General features: G+C 41.4%; 11 protein-coding genes and 1 pseudogene. 10 read left to right on the forward strand and 2 right to left on the reverse strand.

The window, feature by feature from the left end; all coding sequences use genetic code 11:
• The coding region (locus tag HMPREF1116_RS10615; protein WP_000443575.1) for a DUF1797 family protein at nucleotides 1–192 on the reverse strand (192 nt) is incomplete at its 3' end.
• A gap of 196 nt (nucleotides 193–388) precedes the next feature.
• Here HMPREF1116_RS10615 and HMPREF1116_RS10620 point away from each other — a divergent pair.
• The 8 genes and pseudogenes from HMPREF1116_RS10620 to HMPREF1116_RS10645 all read left to right on the forward strand — a co-directional run bounded on the left by HMPREF1116_RS10620 (nucleotide 389) and on the right by HMPREF1116_RS10645 (nucleotide 18,364).
• Nucleotides 389–1,072 (forward strand): amino acid ABC transporter permease, encoded by a 684-nt coding sequence (locus HMPREF1116_RS10620; RefSeq protein ID WP_001011628.1) that lies wholly within the window; start codon nucleotides 389–391, stop codon nucleotides 1,070–1,072.
• Nucleotides 1,072–1,806, forward strand: coding sequence for an amino acid ABC transporter ATP-binding protein (locus HMPREF1116_RS10625; RefSeq protein WP_000140935.1), 735 nt, complete (start codon nucleotides 1,072–1,074; stop codon nucleotides 1,804–1,806). Before HMPREF1116_RS10620 ends, HMPREF1116_RS10625 begins: the two co-directional genes overlap by 1 nt.
• 132 nt (nucleotides 1,807–1,938) lie before the next feature.
• Nucleotides 1,939–2,793, forward strand: a complete 855-nt coding sequence (locus HMPREF1116_RS10630) for a bifunctional methylenetetrahydrofolate dehydrogenase/methenyltetrahydrofolate cyclohydrolase (protein WP_000192098.1) — start codon at nucleotides 1,939–1,941, stop codon at nucleotides 2,791–2,793.
• Nucleotides 2,794–3,031: 238 nt separating this feature from the next.
• Nucleotides 3,032–10,939 carry an SIALI-17 repeat-containing surface protein gene (locus tag HMPREF1116_RS10635; protein WP_000361153.1) on the forward strand — a complete coding sequence of 2,636 codons (7,908 nt, stop codon included), beginning with the start codon at nucleotides 3,032–3,034 and terminating at the stop codon, nucleotides 10,937–10,939.
• 171 nt (nucleotides 10,940–11,110) lie between these two features.
• Nucleotides 11,111–16,501 (forward strand): SIALI-17 repeat-containing surface protein, encoded by a 5,391-nt coding sequence (locus HMPREF1116_RS0102470; protein WP_025171310.1) that lies wholly within the window; start codon nucleotides 11,111–11,113, stop codon nucleotides 16,499–16,501.
• Nucleotides 16,501–16,560, forward strand: a pseudogene (locus HMPREF1116_RS12415) (hypothetical protein); the annotation flags it as partial. The gene HMPREF1116_RS0102470 and the pseudogene HMPREF1116_RS12415, both read left to right, overlap by 1 nt.
• A gap of 127 nt (nucleotides 16,561–16,687) precedes the next feature.
• Nucleotides 16,688–17,512, forward strand: a complete 825-nt coding sequence (locus tag HMPREF1116_RS10640) for a hypothetical protein (protein ID WP_000636156.1) — start codon at nucleotides 16,688–16,690, stop codon at nucleotides 17,510–17,512.
• A gap of 3 nt (nucleotides 17,513–17,515) precedes the next feature.
• On the forward strand, nucleotides 17,516–18,364 hold the full coding sequence (locus HMPREF1116_RS10645) for an NAD(P)H-hydrate dehydratase (protein WP_001206769.1): 849 nt from the start codon (nucleotides 17,516–17,518) through the stop codon (nucleotides 18,362–18,364).
• 23 nt (nucleotides 18,365–18,387) lie between these two features.
• Here HMPREF1116_RS10645 and HMPREF1116_RS10650 read toward each other — a convergent pair whose 3' ends face one another.
• Nucleotides 18,388–18,573 (reverse strand): hypothetical protein, encoded by a 186-nt coding sequence (locus HMPREF1116_RS10650; protein WP_001068556.1) that lies wholly within the window; start codon nucleotides 18,571–18,573, stop codon nucleotides 18,388–18,390.
• A gap of 118 nt (nucleotides 18,574–18,691) precedes the next feature.
• On the opposite strand from HMPREF1116_RS10650, the gene HMPREF1116_RS10655 reads away from it, so the two are divergent.
• Both HMPREF1116_RS10655 and HMPREF1116_RS10660 read left to right on the forward strand, forming a co-directional pair.
• A complete protein-coding gene (locus HMPREF1116_RS10655; protein ID WP_000980873.1) occupies nucleotides 18,692–21,145 on the forward strand; it encodes a bifunctional DnaQ family exonuclease/ATP-dependent helicase in 2,454 nt (817 codons plus the stop codon).
• A 32-nt stretch (nucleotides 21,146–21,177) separates the two neighbouring features.
• Complete coding sequence (locus HMPREF1116_RS10660) at nucleotides 21,178–22,401, forward strand: FtsW/RodA/SpoVE family cell cycle protein (protein WP_000830648.1); 1,224 nt, start codon at nucleotides 21,178–21,180, stop codon at nucleotides 22,399–22,401.
• Nucleotide 22,402 lies beyond the last annotated feature (1 nt).

The following is a 22,402-nucleotide window of genomic DNA, read 5'->3' on the forward strand; positions in this document are numbered from 1 at the left end:
GATGCTGTCAAAAGTATATGTTTCACGCGCTTCAACATCACGAAGTGTAAAGATTGGGCCATTTTCTTCATCATGGTTAAAAGCAACTTCAGCTACAACAACTCCCTCGCGCTCAAAGTTACGTTTTAAGTTACCACCATCTTTTGTCATTGCTTCTAGGCGGTTGATGATTCTAACCAAATGTGATTCCATTTTGATTCTCCTCCATTTCTTATCGTTACTATTTTACCATAAAGAGTATCCACTTGACTAGAAAAAACTAAGATTTCTCACTATTTCTGTTTTCTTTGAAATTTTATTGAAAATAAAAGGAAAAAGATTGCATTTTTATTCAAAACATGTTATACTCATACAAGTTTTAAGTTAGAAATTAGAAAGTAGTGGATTTATGAATTTTTCTTTTTTACCTAAATATCTGCCATATTTTAACTATGGTGCTCTTGTAACAGTCTTGATCTCTGTTTTGGTTGTCTTTTTGGGGACAATTTTAGGGGTAGTCTTGGCTTTTGCTCAACGTTCTAAAATAAAGCCCATAGCTTGGCTTGCCAATGTTTATATTTGGATTTTCCGTGGAACACCTATGATGGTTCAGATCATGATTGCTTTTGCTCTTATGCATATCAATGCCCCGACTATTCAAATTGGAGTTTTGGGAGTTGATTTTTCACGTTTGATTCCAGGGATTATCATTATTTCTATGAATAGTGGTGCCTATGTATCAGAAACAGTTCGTGCTGGTATCAATGCAGTACCTAAAGGACAATTAGAGGCGGCTTACTCTCTAGGGATTCGTCCTAAAAATGCCATGCGCTATGTCATCTTGCCACAGGCTATCAAGAATATCTTGCCAGCCTTGGGGAATGAGTTTATTACCATTATCAAGGATAGTTCACTCTTGTCAGCAATCGGTGTTATGGAATTGTGGAATGGAGCTACTACGGTGTCAACAACCACCTACTTGCCTTTAACTCCACTTTTATTTGCAGCCTTTTACTACTTGATTATGACCTCTATCTTGACACTAGCCTTGAAAGCTTTTGAAAATCGTATGGGACAAGGAGAGAAAAAATAATGACTGAAACGCTTATAAAAATTGAAAACCTTCATAAAAGCTTTGGAAAAAATGAAGTTTTAAAAGGTATTGATCTTGAAATCAAAAAAGGGGAAGTTGTGGTCATTATCGGACCATCTGGTAGCGGTAAGTCAACCCTCCTTCGCTCTATGAATCTCCTCGAAGAAGCGACAAAAGGAAAGGTTATCTTTGAAGGAGTAGACATTACAGATAAGAAAAACGACCTCTTTGCCATGCGTGAAAAGATGGGAATGGTTTTCCAACAGTTCAATCTCTTCCCCAATATGACAGTGAAGGATAACATCACGCTTTCTCCTATCAAGACCAAAGGGGAAAGTAAGGAAGTTGCTGAGAAGAGAGCGCATGAGCTCTTGGAAAAAGTTGGTTTACCAGATAAGGCAAATGCTTATCCACAAAGTTTGTCTGGTGGGCAGCAACAACGTATCGCTATTGCTCGTGGTCTTGCCATGGAACCAGATGTCCTACTTTTTGATGAACCGACTTCTGCCCTAGACCCAGAAATGGTAGGGGAAGTACTAGCGGTTATGCAAGAACTTGCTAAGTCAGGAATGACTATGGTCATCGTGACGCATGAGATGGGCTTTGCGCGTGAAGTGGCAGACCGCGTCATCTTTATGGCTGACGGTGTTGTTGTCGAAGATGGAACTCCAGAGCAAGTCTTTGAACAAACCCAAGAACAAAGAACCAAGGATTTCTTGAGTAAGGTTTTGTAAGAATATCATGAAAAGCTCCAAGTGGGCTTTTTCTTATAGTTTCAGACTATAAGGTCTCTTAGGTAAGAAGTGTTAGAGGGACAAGTGTTTTTTTGATATAATAGAAGATATTTGTTAGAAAAGAGAAAACACATGACACAGATTATTGATGGCAAGGCTTTAGCAGCCAAGCTACAAGGACAATTGGCTGAAAAGACTGCGAAATTGAAGGAAGAGACAGGTTTGGTGCCTGGTTTGGTGGTTATTTTGGTTGGGGAAAATCCAGCCAGTCAGGTTTACGTTCGTAACAAGGAACGTTCAGCGATAGCTGCAGGTTTCCAAAGTGAAGTCGTGCGAGTTCCGGAGACCATTACCCAAGAGGAATTGTTGGACTTGATTGCCAAATACAATCAAGATCCAGCTTGGCATGGTATTTTGGTGCAGTTGCCATTACCAAAACACATCGATGAAGAAGCTGTTTTATTGGCTATTGATCCAGAAAAGGACGTGGATGGTTTTCATCCGCTCAACATGGGGCGCCTTTGGTCTGGTCATCCAGTTATGATCCCTTCAACTCCAGCTGGTATCATGGAAATGTTTCACGAGTATGGGATTGAACTAGAAGGTAAAAATGCAGTTGTCATTGGTCGTTCAAATATCGTCGGTAAACCAATGGCCCAGTTGTTATTAGCTAAGAATGCAACTGTAACCTTAACCCACTCACGAACACACAATCTTGCCAAGGTAGCTTCTAAGGCGGATATTCTTGTCGTAGCAATCGGTCGTGCTAAGTTTGTGACTGCTGACTTTGTCAAACCTGGGGCTGTTGTTATTGATGTGGGGATGAACCGAGATGAAAATGGCAAGCTCTGTGGAGATGTTGACTATGATGCCGTTGCACCAATCGCTAGCCATATCACACCTGTACCTGGTGGAGTTGGGCCTATGACCATTACCATGCTGATGGAGCAGACTTATCAGGCGGCATTGCGTAGTTTGGATAGATAATACAAGCATTGATTTTATATAGTGAAGAAACAAGTTCTCAAAAATGAACTTGTTTTTTTCTTGCACTTCTTTTAATAAAATTACAGTAAAATTTCTACAAATTATTGAAAAAACTCTACTATTTTGATATATTAAAAGTATCAATATTTATATGGATAAAATAAGTAAGCGTCTAGAGGGAGGTTTATTTTTTGGAGTAAAATGTAATCGCTTACTAGAACATTGGAAAGGAACAATAATGGATAAGAGATTTTTTGAAAGACGGTGTCATTATAGTATTCGTAAATTTGCCATTGGTGCGGCTTCAGTTATGATTGGAGCTAGTATATTTGGTCTTCAGGTGGCTCAAGCAGCTGAAACCGAAACAGCAAGTCCCAGTGAGGAAACGATTCATCAAGTTCAACCTTTAGATAAGCTTCCAGATGAGGTTGCTGCAGCAATTGCAAAAGCTGAGCAAAATGGCCCACAAGATAACGCTACTGAAGAAGAAAATGATACTGTTGAATCCGCAAAACCAGCAAGTGAAGAAAAGGTAACTGAGGCAACAAGCCCTAAGGTAGAAAAGGAAGCAGAAGTAGTCAGCCCTAAAGAAGACAAAGTTGAAAAAACTGAAAAATCTGCTGCTGAAGCGAATGGGAAAGAGTCTACAGTTTCAAAAGCAAGTGCTGAAAAGCCAACAGTTCGAGAAGAACATACTGATACACCTAATCAAAATAAACCTGTAACGGATGATAAAAGCAAGGAAGAAAAAGCTTCTGCAAGTGAATCACCTCAAGCTACAAAAGAGAAGGAAAAAGAAAATCAACTCCTTGAAGAAAGAAAACAAAATTTCAACAAAGACTGGTATTTTAAACTAAACGCTCAAGGTGACTTTTCTAAGAAAGATGTAGATGTTCATGATTGGTCTAAGTTGAATCTTCCTCATGATTGGAGTATCTATTTTGATTTTGATCACAAGTCTCCTGCCCGAAATGAAGGTGGTCAATTAAACGGGGGTACTGCCTGGTATCGCAAGACCTTCACGGTTGACGAAGCTGCTAAGGACAAGGATGTTCGGATCAACTTTGATGGTGTCTACATGGACTCTAAGGTCTATGTCAATGGTAAATTTGTAGGTCATTATCCAAGTGGTTACAATCATTTTTCATACGATATTACTGAATTTTTAAATAAAGATGGTAGTGAAAATACCATTGCTGTCCAAGTTACCAATAAACAGCCAAGTAGTCGTTGGTACTCAGGAAGTGGTATCTATCGTGATGTAACTCTGAGCTATCGCGACAAGGTGCAGGTAGCTGAAAATGGAAATCATATTACAACTCCAAAATTGGCTGAACAAAAAGATGGCAATGTTGAAACACAAATCCAAAGCAAGATTAAAAATACTGCCAAGACATTAGCCAAGGTATTTGTAGAGCAACAGATTTTTACTAAGGAAGGTAAAGCTGTTTCAGATTTGGTTCGTTCTGTAACTAAGAGCCTAGCAGGAAATGAGACAGCTGACTTTAAGCAAACGATTTTAGTTAATAAGCCAACCCTCTGGACAACCAAAAGTTATCATCCTCAGCTCTATGTTCTGAAAACCAAAGTTTATAAAGAAGGTCAACTAGTTGATGTGACAGAAGATACTTTTGGTTATCGTTATTTTAACTGGACAGCCAAAGAAGGATTCTCTTTGAACGGTGAGAGAATGAAATTCCATGGAGTTAGTATCCACCATGATAACGGTGCCTTGGGGGCAGAAGAAAACTATAAGGCAACCTACCGTAAATTAAAACTTCTGAAAGATATGGGAGTTAACTCTATCCGTACAACCCACAATCCAGCAAGTCCACAGTTGCTTGATGCTGCGGCAAGTCTAGGACTTTTGGTGCAAGAAGAAGCCTTTGATACTTGGTATCGTGGTAAGAAAACGTATGACTATGGACGTTTCTTTGACCAAGATGCAACTCACCCAGAAGCCAAGAAGGGTGAAAAGTGGTCTGATTTTGACCTTAGAACCATGGTCGAACGTGATAAAAATAATCCATCTATCGTTATGTGGTCCCTCGGTAACGAAGTTGATGAAGCAGATGGTGGTGAGCGTTCGCTAGAAACAGCCAAGCGTTTGAAAGCCATCATCAAAGCAATCGATACAGAACGCTATGTGACCATGGGGGAAAACAAATTCAGTCGTAGATCAAGCGGCTTGTTCTTAGAATTGGCAGCAATCATGGATGCTGTTGGTATGAACTATGGGGAACGGAATTATGATGCGGTTCGTAAGGAACATCCAGATTGGTTGATTTATGGTTCTGAAACCTCTTCAGCGACTCGAACTCGAGATTCTTATTTTGATCCTGCTCATTTACTCTGGCACGACAATCGTCCAAATCGTCATTATGAACAGTCAGACTATGGTAATGACCGTGTAGCCTGGGGTAGAACAGCTACTGAATCTTGGACTTTTGATCGTGATCGTGCTGGCTATGCAGGTCAGTTCATCTGGACTGGTTTCGACTATATCGGTGAACCAACACCATGGCATAACCAAGATAACACACCAGTAAAAAGTTCTTACTTTGGTATCATTGATACGGCAGGCTTGCCTAAGAATGATTTCTATCTCTATCGTAGTGAATGGTATAGTGCCAAAGAAAAACCAACAGTTCGTATCATGCCTCACTGGAATTGGACTGAAGAAACGCTCAAGGAACGTAATATGCTGGTCAATGGCAAAGTTCCAGTTCGGACCTTCTCAAATGCCGCCAGCGTAGAATTGTTCTTGAACAATGAGTCCCTCGGTAAGAAAGAATTTGTTAAGAAAACAACTGAAGATGGTCGCCCTTATCACGAGGGAGCTAAACCAAGTGAATTGTATCTTGAGTGGTTGGTGGACTATAAACCAGGTACCTTAACAGCTATTGCTCGCGATGAAAATGGTAAGGAGATTGCGCGTGATAGTGTGACAACAGCAGGGGAGCCAGCTAGAGTTCGTCTCACCAAGGAAGAACATGTTATCACTGCAGACGGTAAAGATTTGTCTTATATCCAATATGAAATCGTTGATGAAGACGGTAATGTTGTGCCAACTGCCAATAATCTTGTTCATTTCAATCTTCATGGGCAAGGGCAAATCGTTGGTGTGGACAATGGGGAACAAGCTAGCCGTGAACGTTATAAGGCTCAGAAAGATGGTACATGGCAAAGAAAAGCCTTCAATGGTAAAGGTGTTGTCATTGTAAAATCTACTGAAAAAGAAGGTAAATTCACTCTTTATGCGGATTCTGCAGGCTTGGCTTCAGATCAGGCAACAGTCACAACCGTTTCAGGCAAGAAAGAAAATCGCCATTTTGTCGCTTTTGCCCCTGTGAAGGCAAGAACTGATGTCAGCGAATATCCTAAATTGCCAGAGACTGTGACAGCTATTTATAGCGATGGTAGTGTCGAAGAAAAAGCTGTGACTTGGGACATCCCAGAAGATCTCCTTTCAAGTGCTGGTGAGAAAAAAGTCCTTGGTAGTGTAGAAGGACTCGAAGCCAAGGCTGAAGCCCTTGTCAAGGTAGTTGCGCTTGATAAGTGGTTGCCAAAAGTAGCAACTGTCCCAGTTGGTACAGCTGTTGAAAATTTGGACAAGACTGTAACGGCTGTTTTGTCAGATGGTAACTTGGTTGATGCGAATGTCGTTTCTTGGACCTTGAAAGATCCATCTGCCTTGACAAAAGAAGGTGGACGTACTGAAGCAACTGGTAAATTGGAAGGCAATGACTACGAGGTTACGGCAACCTTTATCGCGAGTGATAAGGAAACAGAAAGTACTGTTACAGGTCTCACGGTTGGTGACAAGTCTCTTGAAAACTTTGAGCCTGGAAAGACTTACTACCGAGTATCCCTTCCTTATACAGCTAAAATTCCAAATGTTGGTGCACAAACTACTGGCTATCAAGTAACTGTTCAACAATCTTCAGCAGCTAATGATTATCAGGCTTCTGTATTTTTGAGTGACCAAAAGGGTGAATTGGTTCAAACTTACTTGATTCAATTTGTGAAAGAAGCGCCTGCCTTGACACGTTTGGAAGTAAGCGTTGAAGGAAAAGAGACTGCAACAGAAGATCAAGTCCTCCCTTATCATGTCATTGGACATTATGAGGATGGTTCGCATACTGAATTTTCAGCGTCAGATATCCATTTGGAAGCTAAGTCAGCTGATGGTGGTCATCTTGAGGTGAATGGTCAGAACTTGCTGCTTTATACGAAAGGTAGTGTGACCCTCACTCCTCGTATTGACAATCAAACTGATAAGACTCAGTCTGTAGCAACTGAACTTGTGATAAAAGAAAATACAGTAGACAAGAAAATTGTCAAGCTGCATCCTGTTTCTATCTCTACAGATATCAATCAGCAACCGAATTTGCCTGATCAAATCGGAGCAGAATTTGATAAGGGCTTGCCTCGTAAGGTAGCTGTAACTTGGGACAAGGTAGATGCCAAAGAACTTGGTTACTATCATAGCTTTACCCTTAAAGGTCATGTCGAAGGTACAGATATTGAAGCTTTAGCAAATGTAACTGTTGAAGGTTTGCAGGTTGCAGAAGAAATCAGTTTAACACTACCTAAGGGTGAAACTGTTCAATTGCCAGCTAACGTACGTGCCTACCATTCTAATGGAACAACTGTCTATAAAGATGTCCTTTGGGACAAGGTTCCTGAGAACTTTAGTCAGACTGAAGGCATCTATGAAATCAAGGGTCAATTAGTGGGTAGCCATCTGACTACCAAGGCCCATGTCCGTGTTTCTAGTCAAGTTGTTGCTGGAAATAATATCTCTAAACAGTGGACTGGTTCTCAATTGCCAGCTGCTATTGTATCCAATACGGGTGGTGATGATTCGGCAAATACCTTGAACGATTTGACAGTTTCAAGAGCCAATACAGATGTTAAGAATCGATGGACTACATGGCAAACAGGTACAGATAATGATTGGGCGTCTATCTTGTTTGGTAATTCAGGAGATTTGACCAAACGCTTTGTCGATAATCTATCCGTTGATTTCTACACAGACGGAGCTATCGGACTTCCAAAAGAATATGTCATCGAATACTATGTTGGTCAAGAAGTTCCTGATCTTCCAAACGATGTCAATCATGCTCAAGGAGATGCCAAGCATCCATTTAATAATGCTGCCAACTGGAAAGAAGTTGAACATCTCAAAGCTCCAGGACAATTATCTGCAGGTCAAACAAACCACTTTACATTTGACAAGGTTGAAACTTATGCTGTTCGTATGCGTATGAAGAAGGCAGATGGAAAGGCTGGTGTTGGTTTAACAGAAATTACTATTTTAGGAAGTAAGGTTCCAAGTGCTACCAGCTCAGAAATTTCTATCCAAGTAGATGGTAAGAAGCTCGAACATTTCAATCCATCTAAGACAGATTATTATATTCCTCAAGCAAGCAAGGAAATCACTGCCACAGCCAGCAACAACGGTTTGGTAACGGTTGTTCCTGCAACAAGTGAAAAAGGTGCGACACGTCTTATTTTGAAAGCTGAGGATGGAACTGTTCTTAAAGAATATCGTATCTTCCGCGATGACGAAAAAGAGTCAACACAACCAGTAGCTGCGGAAAATAGTGCCCAGACCTTGAATGTTGGCGATCAACTTCAATTGCCTGCCGAAGTAACAGTCTACTATCCATCACAAGCTGGCTGGGTTAAAGCTAACCTTGCTGTCCAATGGGATGCAGTTCCAGAACATGCGACTGCCCAAGAAGGTAACTTTGAAGTGCTTGGTCATGTTCTAGGAACAGACTTAACAACCAAGATGCAAGTAACAGTTGTTACAAAAGGTAATCAAGTTATCTCAGAAAATCCAAGCAATAATGCGACAGATTCTAAAGCCTTTGCGTCTACTACAAATGATACACAAGCAGCTTCTCGGGATAAAATTTTCTATATCAACGATGGTCACTTTAACGAAGATGGACGTTGGACTAACTGGTCTCGTACTCCGAAAGACCAAGAAACATCTGTGGGAATTCTCTTTAAGAAGAATGGTCAGATTACACCTCAGTCTGTTGGAAAAGTAGCTATTCAGTTCTTTAAAGACAGTGGAACAGACGCACCAGCGACAATGGTATTAGAAAGATATGTTGGGCCTGCCTATACAGAACCAAGTACCATTTCTCGTTATGAAGAAAATGCGGATCATCCATTTAATAAGGCAGAAAACTGGCAAGAAATTCCTTATAAAGCATCTGGAGAAATCGTGGCTGGTAAACCAATCGAATTTACCTTTGATCCAATTCAGACAACAGCTATTCGAGCACGCATGACTCGTAAATCTACAACTAATGGTCTAGCAATGGTCGAATTTAGTGCTTACTCTCCTGCTAAAGCAAACGATGTGGAAACTCCTTCAGTGACTATTTCGGTTGCTGGAAAAGCATTGGAAAACTTTGATCCTGCGGTTTCAGATTATACAGTGAACTTAAATGGCACTAAACCACAGGTGACTGCTCAAGCAAGTGGTCACGGTGTGACAACGGTTGTTGAGTCTAGTCAGGATAATCTTCCTAGCCTTGTTCGTCTTCTTGCTAAGGATGGTAGTCTTGTCAAGGAATATCGTATTCACTTCAAACCTAGTCACCGTATTGTTCCTGAAGAAGGCGACCAAAGTCCTGTTCTCGAACGACCAAGTTTAGAAGTTGTCAAGACCGAAATTCCATTTAAGGAAATTATTCGTGAAAACAATGACTTAGCTCAAGATGAACGTCGAGTAATCTCAGAAGGTAAGAAGGGTGAAAGAGTTGATTATGTTGAGGTTCTAGGATCTAACCGTACCACTGTTCATACAGATACAACTGAGGCGCAAGATCGAGTTGTTGAAGTTAAGGTCAAACCAGCCATTACTACAAGTAAGGGTGATGAACCAGCTCCAGTAGTAGAAGTCCCAGAATTCAAGGGCGGAGTCAATGCTGCAGAAGCAGCTAAGCATGTGTTGCCAGAATACACAGATGCAATCGGCACAGCAGGTGACGAACCAGCTCCAGTGGTAGAAGTCCCAGAATTCAAGGGCGGTGTCAATGCAGTAGAAGCTGCTAAGCATGAGTTGCCAGAATACACAGATGCAATCGGCACGGTAGGTGACGAGCCAGCTCCAGTAGTAGAAGTCCCAGAATTCAAGGGCGGAGTCAATGCAGTAGAAGCCGCTAAAAACGAGTTGCCAGAATACACAGATGCAGTTGGCACAGTAGGCGACGAGCCAGCACCAGTAGTAGAAGTGCCAGAATTTGAGGGTGGTGTCAATGCAGTAGAAGCCGCCAAAAACGAGTTACCAGAATATACAGATGCAGTTGGCACAGTAGGCGATGAGCCAGCTCCAGTAGTAGAAATCCCAGAATTTAAGGGTGGTGTTAATGCAGTAGAAGCCGCTAAGCATGAGTTACCAGAATACACAGATGTAATCGGCACAGTAGGTGACGAGCCAGCACCAGTAGTAGAAGTTCCAGAATTCAAGGGTGGTGTCAATGCAGTAGAAGCCGCTAAGAATGAGTTGCCAGAATACACAGGAACAGTGGCTACAGCTGGAAATGAGCCTGCACCAAGTCTTGTTAAACCAGCCGAAGAGGTTCGAATTTTGACTGATAAGGAAACTGGAGTTCTGGTAGCAGGGCTAACTACAGAGTTATCTAAAGACCTCAAGCTTCAAGTGCAGAAGGTTCTACGTCAAGAATTAGCTGGTAAACACTATGATGCTTATCAAGTTAAATTGCTGGATAAGGACAACCAAGAAGTTGAACTCAAAGGCGCTGTCCTAGTGAGATTACCAGTCAAGGGACAGGTTCAAGGAGTTTATCACATGAGCTTAGATCAAGGCTTACAGGTTCAAAAGGTGACGCTTGTAGGTGACATGGTTGAATTTGTCACCAAAGATCTAGGACTTTATGCGATTGTCTATAAAGAACAAAATCAAGAACCAGTAAAACCAGTAGAACAAGCTCATAAACCAGCAGTTAAGGGAGAAAACTTTGAAAATGCTTCAGAGAAAGTAGATTCAGCAAGACTTCCAGAAACAGGTGAAAGTCGATCTGATACAGCTGCCTTCCTAGCAAGTCTCAGTCTTGTTTTATCAGTGGCTTTACTAACAGTTAAACGTAAAGAAAAATAGAGTTTGGAACTCTACATTGCTGATTGATTGTAGAAATACTTGGACTATCCCAGAGGATAGGATTGAAAAATGCTACAACCATATGGAGAGGACCTTTTGGTTCTCTCTATTTTTTTAAAATAGGGATGAAATCGCTTAGATGAGTGGTTGGAGGAAAGGAATAGAAGAAAGATGGATCATCAATTTTTTGAGAAACGTTGTCATTATAGTATTCGAAAATTTGCAATAGGAGCAGCTTCAGTTATGGTTGGCGCGAGTATCTTTGGAGCCAGTATGGTACAAGCTGCAGAGACAGAGCTTGCACTAGAATCAGAAACAAGTCTTAAACAGCTTCCACCAGAGGATAAGTTATCATCAGATTTGGCAGGCGCTATTAAAGATGCAGAGGTAGCCTTTGTTTCAGAGACTAAAGTGGAAGAGGTAGCTACTAAGTCCCAAGCTCCTGAAGAAACTTCTTCAAAACCATTAGAAACTAAAAATTCTACAGTAGAGGAGAAAAGTACAACCGTAGAAAATGCTTCTACAGAAGTAGCTCCTACTGAAACCAATGCAGTAACAAAACCTACGAAACCAGCTGAAGTAAATGGAACGGTGGAGAAAGCTGATTCATTTACAGCAGATAAACCTGCAAGTAAAGCAGAAATTGATGCCGCCAAAAATAAAGTAGCTAAAAAGGAATATACGGTATTTCCAAGACCTCAAAAGGTTACTTATGGCGATGGGGTTACTGCTCTAGAAGGAAAGGTAAACCTTGTCTTTAGCGATGGCTTAGATATCTATACACGTAACCGTGCCAAAGAAGTTCTCCAAGCTAGTAATGTGTCTTACACTACCAGTACAAAAGCTACAGAAGGGGCAACCAACATTTTCCTTGGAGTGCGTGGGAAAGCTCCTCTGGCAGAAAAAGAAGTCCAAGATATTTCGTCTGGTCTATACGATAAAATTGATGCCTATGTCTTGCGCGTGAAGGACAATAAGATTTCGATAGTCGGAAAGGATACGGATGCTGTCTTCTTTGGACTAACAACCTTGAAACAGATGCTGAAGGAGAGTCCTGTTCCAGTTCTTCGAGATGTGACCGTAGAAGACTATGCAGAAGTGAAGAACCGTGGCTTTATCGAAGGATATTATGGAAATCCTTGGACCAAGGAAAACCGTGAAGAGTTGATGCGCTATGGTGGCGACTTAAAGCTAACTCAGTACTTCTTTGCGCCTAAAGACGATCCCTATCACAATGCCAAATGGCGTGAACTCTATCCAGAAGAAAAAATGTCAGAGATTCGTGATCTAGCTCGTGTGGGGAATGAAACAAAAACTCGCTATGTATGGACCATCCATCCATTTATGCATAACAAGATGCGTTTTGACACGGATGAATTATATAAACAGGATTTAGATGTCATTAAAGCGAAATTCACCCAATTGCTGGATGCAGGTGTGCGTGAATTTGGTGTTCTAGCTGATGATGCGGCCTGGCCTGTTGGTGGCTACAATAGTTATGTTCGGTTAATGACTGACCTGACAAATTGGCTAACTGAACAAGAAACAAAATACAGCGGCCTTCGTAAAGATATGATTTTCGTGCCAGCCTGGTATATGGGACAAGGGACAGAAGATGAACTTCGCACGCTTAACGAACGCCTTCCAGAAACGGTTCATTTAACCCTAACAGGGGGTAAGGTATGGGGTGCAGTTGACCAAACCTTCCTAACAAATTTGAAGAAGAATTTGACAGAAGGTGGCAAGAAGTATCGTCCGATTCATTTCTGGATAAACTGGCCTTGTAATGATAATACCAAGCAACACTTGATTCTAGGTGGTGGTGAAAAATTCTTACATCCCAATGTTGATTTGTCCTTGGCGCAGGGCATCATGCTAAATCCGATGCAACAATCAGAAGCTTCAAAGGTAGCACTCTTTGATGTGGCACAGTATGGTTGGAAACAATGGAGAAGTGCGGAAGAAGCTGAAAAAATCAATGATATGGCCTTTAACTATGTGGTCAATGGAAATTTTGAGGAAAGTGATGTATCAAAAGCCTTTCGTGAACTTGGTAAGCATATGCGCAACCAAAACCGCCCTCCACATGTCACAAAATTGGAAGAATCTGTTGATCTTGCACCTAAATTGACAGACTTTTATAATAAATTGAAGACTGGTCAAAACGTAGATGCAGAGAGAAAAGAATTAAAGGGTATCTTTGCAAATTTGAAGGCTGACGCCCTCCTTCTGAAAGAAAAAGGAGACAAGAAGCTTATTGACCAAATCCACTACTGGTTAGACAATACAGTGGATCAGATGGATGCTTTAGAAGCCTTGCTGACAGCGACAGAAGGTCTGGCTGAAAAGAATGATGCTAAAGTATGGGAGTATTACTATGCTGGGGTTAAGTATTACGATCAGTCTATTAGTTACTCTTTCTTCTATGTAGACCATTATGAACGGGCAGAGTTTGGAGTGCAACATATTCGTCCATTTATCAATAACTTAAAGGAATACTTGGCAACACATATCCAGACCATGCTGCATCCTGATAAACTTGTGACCACCTTTATTACCAACCGTGCGGGGATTGAAGGAGGTCTTGCAGAAGTAACAGATGGCGACTTGGATACTCATGCGATTGTCAAGACGACCACCGTTATTGAACGAGATGATTATGTAGGACTTCGTTTCAATAAAGCCATTAAGGTCCATACGCTAGGTTTTGCTACAGGTACAAAGACAGCCGATAATTATACCTTTGGAAATGCCCTTGTCGAGTATCAAAACGAACAGGGCGACTGGGTAGCTCTCACAAGTCCAGCCTACACAGGTAGAGAACGTACGCTTGAATTTACTAATCTTGATATTACGGCACAAGCAGTTCGTATGCGTGCCACTGCTAAAAAAGATAATGCTTGGCTTGCCATGCGTGAGATTGCTGTCAATAGACCGCTCGAACTTGGAAGCAAGAAGGTAAAAGGGACCATTACTTTAAGTCCAAATCTGGTTTACAAGTATGGAACCAGTGTGCTTCAAATGCAAGATGGCAAAGATAACACCGAATCTATGATGGCTCATGCCAATCAAACAAATGTGACTCCAGAAAATGCTTGGGTTCAAATGGACTTGGGTGGAGCTAAGAAAGTGAAACATGTTCATCTAGTTCAAGGGGAAGGTGATAAACTAGCAGCTGGTGTCATCGAATATTCTACAGACGGTACAAACTGGAAGGCACTTCAGACCTTAGCTGGGGATCGAATTTCAGATATTAGCCAAAACTTCACAGCCCAATACGTTCGTGTTCGTAATACACAGCTTCTCAGCAAATGGTGGAGAATTGCGGACTTTAGAGTTGACGTCGATACACCAAATACTGATTTGACCGTCACCAATGTCGACAGCCTGAAGGAAACGCCAGTAGTAGACAGTCGTGGTCGTTATGAAATGGCCTTACCTCAAGGGAATCATCTTCCAGCAAATGGCTATCTTGGCTTGAAATTGGATCGCCTCCATGAAGCTAGTTCAATTGCACTTGAAGGTGCAGGAGAAACAGGATTGACGCTGGAATATTCAGCAAATGAAGTAGAATGGATGAGCGCTGACCAACTTTCAGAACACGCCTTAGTGCGCTATGTACGCATCGTGAACAAGACAGATAAGGACCAAGCGCTTCCTACTGGAAAATTAGTCGTCAAGACAAAAGAAGTGGATCCAACTGAACTCTTATCAACCACTATGGGTATCCACCAATATTATGGTGCTAATGATGTTCGTCGCGTACACAACCTTGGTCAACTTTTTGATGGAGACTTTAATAATTTTGTAGAATTTTCTGATTACCAACGTAAAAACGGGGAAATTGTCATGAAACTAGGCACCACTCGTCAAATCAAGAAGATTCGTGCCTATATTCAGGATGCTCAGCGTAATTATTTGCGTGATGGAAAGATTCAAGTCAGTGAAGATGGTAAGAATTGGACGGATGTTGTAACAGTCGGAGATGGTGTGGAAAATGAAATTCGTGATAATTCCTTGACCGACGGCTGGACACATGATTCTGCAAACCCAGGAAATCGTTATATTGAAGGTATTCTGGATCAACCTGTAACTGCTAAGTTTATGCGTGTTCTCTTTACAGCGGACTATAATGCTCGTTTTGTAGGATTTAGCGAAATCGTGATTAATGATGGTGAATTTATCAATCCTGAAAATAATCCTACAGTGACAGGAACTGGTAGTGAAGAAGCGGATAATCTGAAGAAAAATATGACTGACGGAAATGTCTTGACAAGCTATGCAGCTACTGAAGAAAAAGGAGAGCTTGTTTATCATTTATCTGAAGAAACCAAGGTCAATCATGTTCGCTTGATTGCTGACTTGCCTGAAGGTGCAAAAGTAAATGTCCAAGTTCGTACCTTGAATGATGCTGGTGAATCAGTCTGGAAAAATTTGGGTGAAGTAAGATCAAGTTTCCAAACCTTTGCCCTTTCAGGAAAAAATCCACGGATTCTCGATGTAAAAGTTTCTTGGGAAGGTGGAGAACCAGAGTTCTACGAAATGACTACTTTCTATCAAGAAGTGGTAGACGAGCCAGCACCGACAATAAGTAAAGGCGACGAACCAGCTCCGGTAGTAGAAGTGCCAGAATTTGAGGGTGGTGTCAATGCAGTAGAAGCAGCTAAAAACGAGTTGCCAGAATACACAGATGCAATCGGCACAGTAGGCGACGAGCCAGCACCAGTAGTAGAAGTCCCAGAATTTGAGGGCGGCGTCAATGCAGTAGAAGCAGCTAAAAACGAGTTGCCAGAATACACAGATGTAATCGGCACAGCAGGCGACGAGCCAGCTCCAGTAGTAGAAATCCCAGAATTCAAGGGTGGTGTCAATGCAGTAGAGGCAGCTAAGAATGAATTGCCAGAATACACAGAGGCAGTTGGCACAGTAGGCGACGAACCAGCTCCAGTAGTAAAAATCCCAGAATTTACAGGTGGCGTCAATGCGCTAGAAGCGGCTAAGAATGAATTACCAGAATACACAGGAACAGTGGCTACAGTGGGGAACAAGCCAGCCCCAAGTGTGGAAAGACCAGCTGCAGAGGTTCGAATCTTGTCTGATAAGGAAACTGGAGTTCTGGTAGCAGGGTTAACTAAAGAGTTATCTAAAGACCTCAAGCTTCAAGTGCAAAAGGTTCTACGACAAGAATTAGTTGGTAAACACTACGATGCTTATCAAGTGAAATTGCTAGATAAGGACAACCAAGAAGTTGAACTTGAAGGTGCTGTCCTAGTGAGATTGCCAGTCAAGGGTCAGGTTCAAGAGGTTTATCACATGAGCTTAGATCAAGGCTTGCAGGTTCAAAAGGTGACGCTTGTAGGTGATATGATTGAATTTACAACCAAAGATCTAGGACTTTATGCGATTGTCTATAAAGAACAAAACCAAGAACCATTAAAACCAGTAGATCAAGTTCATGAACCAGCAGTTAATGGAGAAAACTTTGAAAATGCTTCAGAGAAAGTAGATTCAGAAGACTTCCAGAAACAGGTGAAAGTCGATCTGATACAGCTGCCTTCCTAGCAAGTCTCAGTCTTGTTTTATCAGTAGCTCTACTAACTGTTAAACGTAAAGAAAAGTAAGGTTGAAAACTCCCAGCTCTGAAAAAGCTAATCATTATAAAAGAAGGAGAAGATAGCATAGTCTTCTCCTTTATTAATTGGGTAGTGAGGTGTATAATGAAAGTAAGAGAATGTGAGGAGAAGGACCATGATTGTAAAAGTTTGTAATGCAGATTTTAGTCTCCAGTGGGATGGGATGTATCAATTTGCTCTTGAAAACTATCCTCAGATTAAAGAATGGGAATTGGAGAAGCTAGCAAAGTTTATTGCTTACGAACAGGACCATCATCGTCAGACCATTGTGGAATGTGAGAATCATGAATTTAATATACGAGTTCATGATTACTTGCAAGGGCATAGCTTTTTTCCTCCGTACAGACCAAGTCATTGGCTTGTAGCTTCTACCTATGATATCCAGAGGAAGTTGGTTACTTCAAATTATTGTAGTCATACTTGCACAGTTGAGGTGGCTCAGGCTATTTTTCAGACTGGAAAACTCATGTCGGCGGTAAAAGTATTTGGTAAAAGTGGGGCTGAGCTAGTTACAGATAGTCGTAATGCAGCTTCTGATCCAGCAGACTATTTTGACTATATTATGTTCGGATGGTCTAATACGACTTCGGGTTACCGACTCGCTATGGAGCGTTTGTTAGGACGGGCACCGTCTGAGGAGGAATTACAAGAAAAGTTCATTCCTGGCGTTAGTTTTCATTTTCTGTATGAAGAATTAATTCAAGCACCAGGCTATATGTTTGATGGCTATCATGTTGCGAAGGTAAGAGATAGTTTAGATTTGGATACCTTTCTTCATTTGTGTGTTATTCCTTCAAAAGATAAGTCTTGTTTTGAAGGTTTGATTCCTTGTCAATTACAAGATAGAGTGATTTACCTAGACTATGAGGGAGAAGGGTTACAGGCTTGGAATACTAAGGTTAATCAAGTACTGCATGGTAAGGATAAGTTGAAGGGGTAGTGTATGAGAGAGATTGATCAAGCTCTACTAAAAAAAGTAATCATCGAGCGTTCTCGTTCTAGTCATAAGGGAGACTATGGTCGTCTTCTCTTGATTGGGGGGACGTATCCCTATGGGGGAGCCATTATTATGGCTGCCTTAGGGGCTGTTAGAAGTGGCGCAGGATTGGTTACAGTAGCTACGGATAAAGAGAATATTCCAGCTCTACATAGCCATCTGCCGGAGGTTATGGCTTTTGGCCTTGATGATCAGCGATTACTTGAGCAACAGTTGCAGAAGGCTAACATTGTCTTGGTTGGACCTGGGTTAGTGGATAATGGGCGCGGAGAACAGCTACTCCAAACAGTTTTTCATCATTCAAATCAAGACCAGACTCTCATACTGGATGGTGGTGCCATATCCATTTTAGCGAAGACGGGAATGAAATTTCCTAAAGCTCAGCTTGTTTTAACGCCTCACCTAAGGGAATGGCAAGTCTTGTCAGGCTTAGATTTGGATTCCCATGGAACCGAGGAAACAAGAGAGGCTTTGCTGAGTTTTCCTTCAGGAACGATTTTAGTCCAAAAAGGTCCTGCGACTCGAATCTGGCAAGCTGATCAAGCTGATTTTTATCAGCTGGGTGTTGGAGGTCCCTATCAGGCGACTGGAGGAATGGGAGATACCTTAGCTGGGATGATTGCCGGTTTTGCAGGTCAATTCCCACAAGCAAGTCTCTATGAAAGAGTGACGGTAGCGACTTATTTACATTCAGCAATTGCCCAAGAACTGGCTGAGGACAATTTTGTAGTTCTGCCAACCACGATTAGTCAACATATCCCAGCATTCATGAAGAAAATACAAAAAGACACCTGAGGTTTTCAGGTGCCTTTTGACTATTAGAAGAGGCTTTTGACCTTATTTACAAGACCGTTAAGTCCTTCTGAGCTTGAAACCAAAACTTGTGCTTGGTTAAGATACTCACCGAGTTGGTCCTTATTTGCTTCGACAAAGGTTTTTGCGGCAGCCAAATCTTTTTTCTCGATTAGCTCTTTTACTTGATTAAACAAATCTAATGGGTTCATGATGTCACTCCTTTTCTACACTTCTATTCAATCATTTTTTGAAAAAACTTGCAAGAAACTTGACCCTTCCAATAAAGTTCATGGATGTCAAATGCTGTAAATTTTGATATAATTTTTAATGATGAATTTTAGAAATGATCGGTACGTTGTCGTGGATTTAGAGGCGACCAGTACCGGAAGCAAGGCAAAAATTATCCAAGTAGGAATCGTGGTCATTGAAAATGGCGAGATTGTTGACCAATATGCCACGGATATCAATCCCCACGAACCCTTGGATTCTCATATCAAAGACTTAACGGGTTTGACCGATCAGCGACTGGCAGAGGCACCAGAGTTTTCTCAGGTGGCTGGAAAAATTTTTGACTTGGTCAAGGACGGTGTTTTTGTTGCGCACAATGTCCAGTTCGATGCCAATTTGTTGGCAGAATTCCTATTTTTTGAAGGTTATGAATTACGCACTCCTCGTATCGATACGGTTGAGTTGGCTCAAGTATTTTATCCTCAACTTGAGAAGTATAATCTTGGAATTCTCTGTCAAGAGTTGGGTATTTCACTAGAACAAGCCCATACGGCCCTATCAGATGCTCAAGCAACAGCAGAACTCTTTCTCTGTATGCGACAAAAAATGTTTCAACTGCCAAAAGGCTTATTGGAGCGCTTGTTAAGTTTGTCAGATGGTTTATTATATGAGTCTTATCTGGTCATTGAGGAAGTTTATCAGAAGCAGTCGATCCTAGTTGAACATGACTTGGTAGAGGTGCAAGGTTTATTTTTAAGAAAAGAAAAGCCAGCCCTTTCTCCACGAAAACTATCAAAAGATTTCCAGACCAATATTGCTTTGTTGGATTTGGAAGACAGAGCCCCGCAAGCTAGCTTTGCTCAAAAGGTTCAAGATTTTCTACAGAATGAGAAAATTGCCTTTGTGCAAGCTCAGACTGGAATTGGAAAAACCTACGGCTATCTCCTGCCAGCCTTATCACTAGAAAACGAAAAAGGAATCCTCCTCAGTGTTCCTACTAAAGTTCTACAAAATCAAGTGATGCAAGAAGAGGCTCGTAGATTGGAAGAGGTCTTTCACCTTTCAATTCATAGTCTGAAAGGACCACAAAATTACTTAAAATTAGATGCCTTTCATGCAGCGCTAGAGGAAGAAGAGTCCAATCGCTTGTACACACGTTTCAAGATGCAACTTCTAGTTTGGTTGACTGAAACAGAAACTGGAGATTTAGATGAGATTGGTCAGCTTTATCGCTACCAGCAGTTTTTACCAAACTTGGTACATGATGGGAACCTTCCCAAAGCCTCTCTCTTTTGGCTAGAGGATTTTTGGAGACGGGGGCAGAAAAAAGCTCGCTCTTGCCAGCTACTTGTGACCAATCATGCTTATCTCGTTACCCGACTTGAGGACGATCCCAGTCTGTTAGAGGGCCGTCTCTTGATCTTGGATGAAGCCCAGAAGATCCTATTAACTTTGGAAAATCTTTCGCAGAAGAGTTTCGTATTAAACGACATAGTAGACCAACTAGATCAAGCCCTAGTTCGAGAAGAAGGGACGCTTCAGAGACGCTTGATGGAGAGTATTCGCTTTGAGCTTTGTCACTTGATGGATCAGTTCCTATCTGGTAAGCGTAGAATGTGCCCTGCGACAACCATGGCACAACTCCAACAGGATTTCTCAGAGTTAGAAGTTCAAGGTTTTCAGGACTATCAGCGATTTTTCTGCACTGATGGAGAATTTTGGCTATCAGCCTCAGACTTGTCTAGCAAGAAGGTTGTCATTTCTTCCAGTCGCAATCAACGTCTGCTCTTTTCGGAGATCTTTCCAGAAAGCTGTCAACTCTTAGCTGTCTCTGCAACCTTGGAAATTAGTAGCAGAGTATCTTTACCAGAACTAATGGGATTCCCACATGCAGCTTTTGATAAATTGGATGAGAATTTTCAAGAAAATCAAGAAATTTTGGTCGTCAAGGATTTTCCATTGGTGACAGAAACCTCTCAAGAAGACTATGCTCAGGCTCTCGTAGAAGTGCTGGAAGATTTGTCCTATCTTGAGGAAGCCATGCTCGTTTTATTTACTTCAAAAGACCTTTTGTTGCAGGTATCAGACTCTCTATCTCTTTCTCATCTAGCCCAGTATAAGAACGGAGATCCTGCTCAACTCAAGAAACGATTTGAAAGAGGAGACTCTCAACTCTTACTAGGGACAGGTAGTTTTTGGGAAGGAGTTGATTTTGCGACTCATCCTCGAGTGATTGAAGTGGTGACACGCTTGCCCTTCCAAAATCCAGAAGATCCCTTTACGAAAAAAATGAATCAGGAACTGCGTCTTGAAGGGAAAAATCCTTTCTATGACTATCAACTGCCGATGGCTATTATTCGCCTCAAACAAGCGATTGGTAGAACCATGCGTCGTCTTGGACAGCGCTCATCTGTCCTTATCTTGGATAGCCGAATGACAAGCAAACGATATGGAAAGCAGATTAGCAAGGCCTTGTCACAGACTAGTCGAGTGAGAGAAGTTGGCAAAGAGCAAGTATTCTCAAAAGTTCAAGAATTTTTACACACAAAATAAAATAAACATCTGAAAGAATGAAGGAGACCTTTATGAAACGTTCTCTCGACTCTCGGGTCGATTACAGTTTGATTTTACCAGTATTCTGTTTGCTGGTGATTGGAGTGGTGGCTATTTACATAGCTGTCAGTCATGACTATCCTCAAAATATTTGGCCTATTCTCGGTCAGCAACTAGCATGGATCGTCTTGGGAATTGTCATCAGCTTTGTAGTCATGTTTTTTAATACAAAATTTTTATGGCAGGCGACCCCATATCTCTACGCTCTAGGTCTAGCCCTTATGGTTTTACCCTTGATTTTTTACAATCCTAATTTAGTGGCGGCAACAGGGGCTAAAAACTGGGTGTCAATTGGAGGAGTGACACTTTTCCAACCTTCCGAATTCATGAAAATTTCCTATATTTTAATCTTGGCTCGGGTCGTTGTCCAATTCACACAAAAACATAAGGAAAAAGAACGTACGATTGCATTTGACTTTCACTTGATATTGTGGTTGATTGTCTTCACACTGCCAGTCTTAGTTTTACTGGCCTTGCAGAGTGACTTAGGAACGGCCTTGGTTTTTGTCGCCATCTTTGCTGGACTCGTCTTGCTCTCTGGTGTTTCTTGGAAAATTATCATTCCAATTTTTGCGACAGTTGTGTCAGGAATTGCAGGATTTTTGGCAATTTTCATCACTAAAGATGGGCGTGCCTTTATGCATCAGATTGGGATGCCAACCTATCAGATCAACCGTATCCTTGCTTGGCTCAATCCCTTTGATTATGCACAAACGACCACCTATCAACAGGCCCAAGGGCAAATCGCCATCGGAAGTGGAGGTTTATTTGGTCAAGGATTTAATGTATCCAATCTCCTCATTCCCGTTCGTGAGAGTGATATGATTTTTACAGTTATTGCAGAAGATTTTGGTTTTATCGGCTCTGTCCTCGTAATTACGCTTTATCTCCTACTTATCTATCGAATGTTAAAAATCACTCTGAAGTCCAATAATCAATTTTATACCTACATTTCAACTGGCTTCATTATGATGCTCTTGTTCCATATCTTTGAAAACATTGGTGCAGTGACAGGCCTCCTCCCTTTGACTGGGATTCCTCTGCCATTCATTTCCCAAGGGGGATCAGCCATTATCAGTAATCTGATTGGTGTTGGATTGCTTTTATCAATGAGTTATCAAACGCATCTAGCCGAAGAAAAGAGCGGTAAGACAAGATTTAAACGGAAGAAAGTTGTTTTGAAAAAAGTTAAATAAG

This window comes from Streptococcus sp. SK140, assembly GCF_000259525.1.
In the GTDB taxonomy this organism is placed as follows: Bacteria; Bacillota; Bacilli; order Lactobacillales; family Streptococcaceae; genus Streptococcus.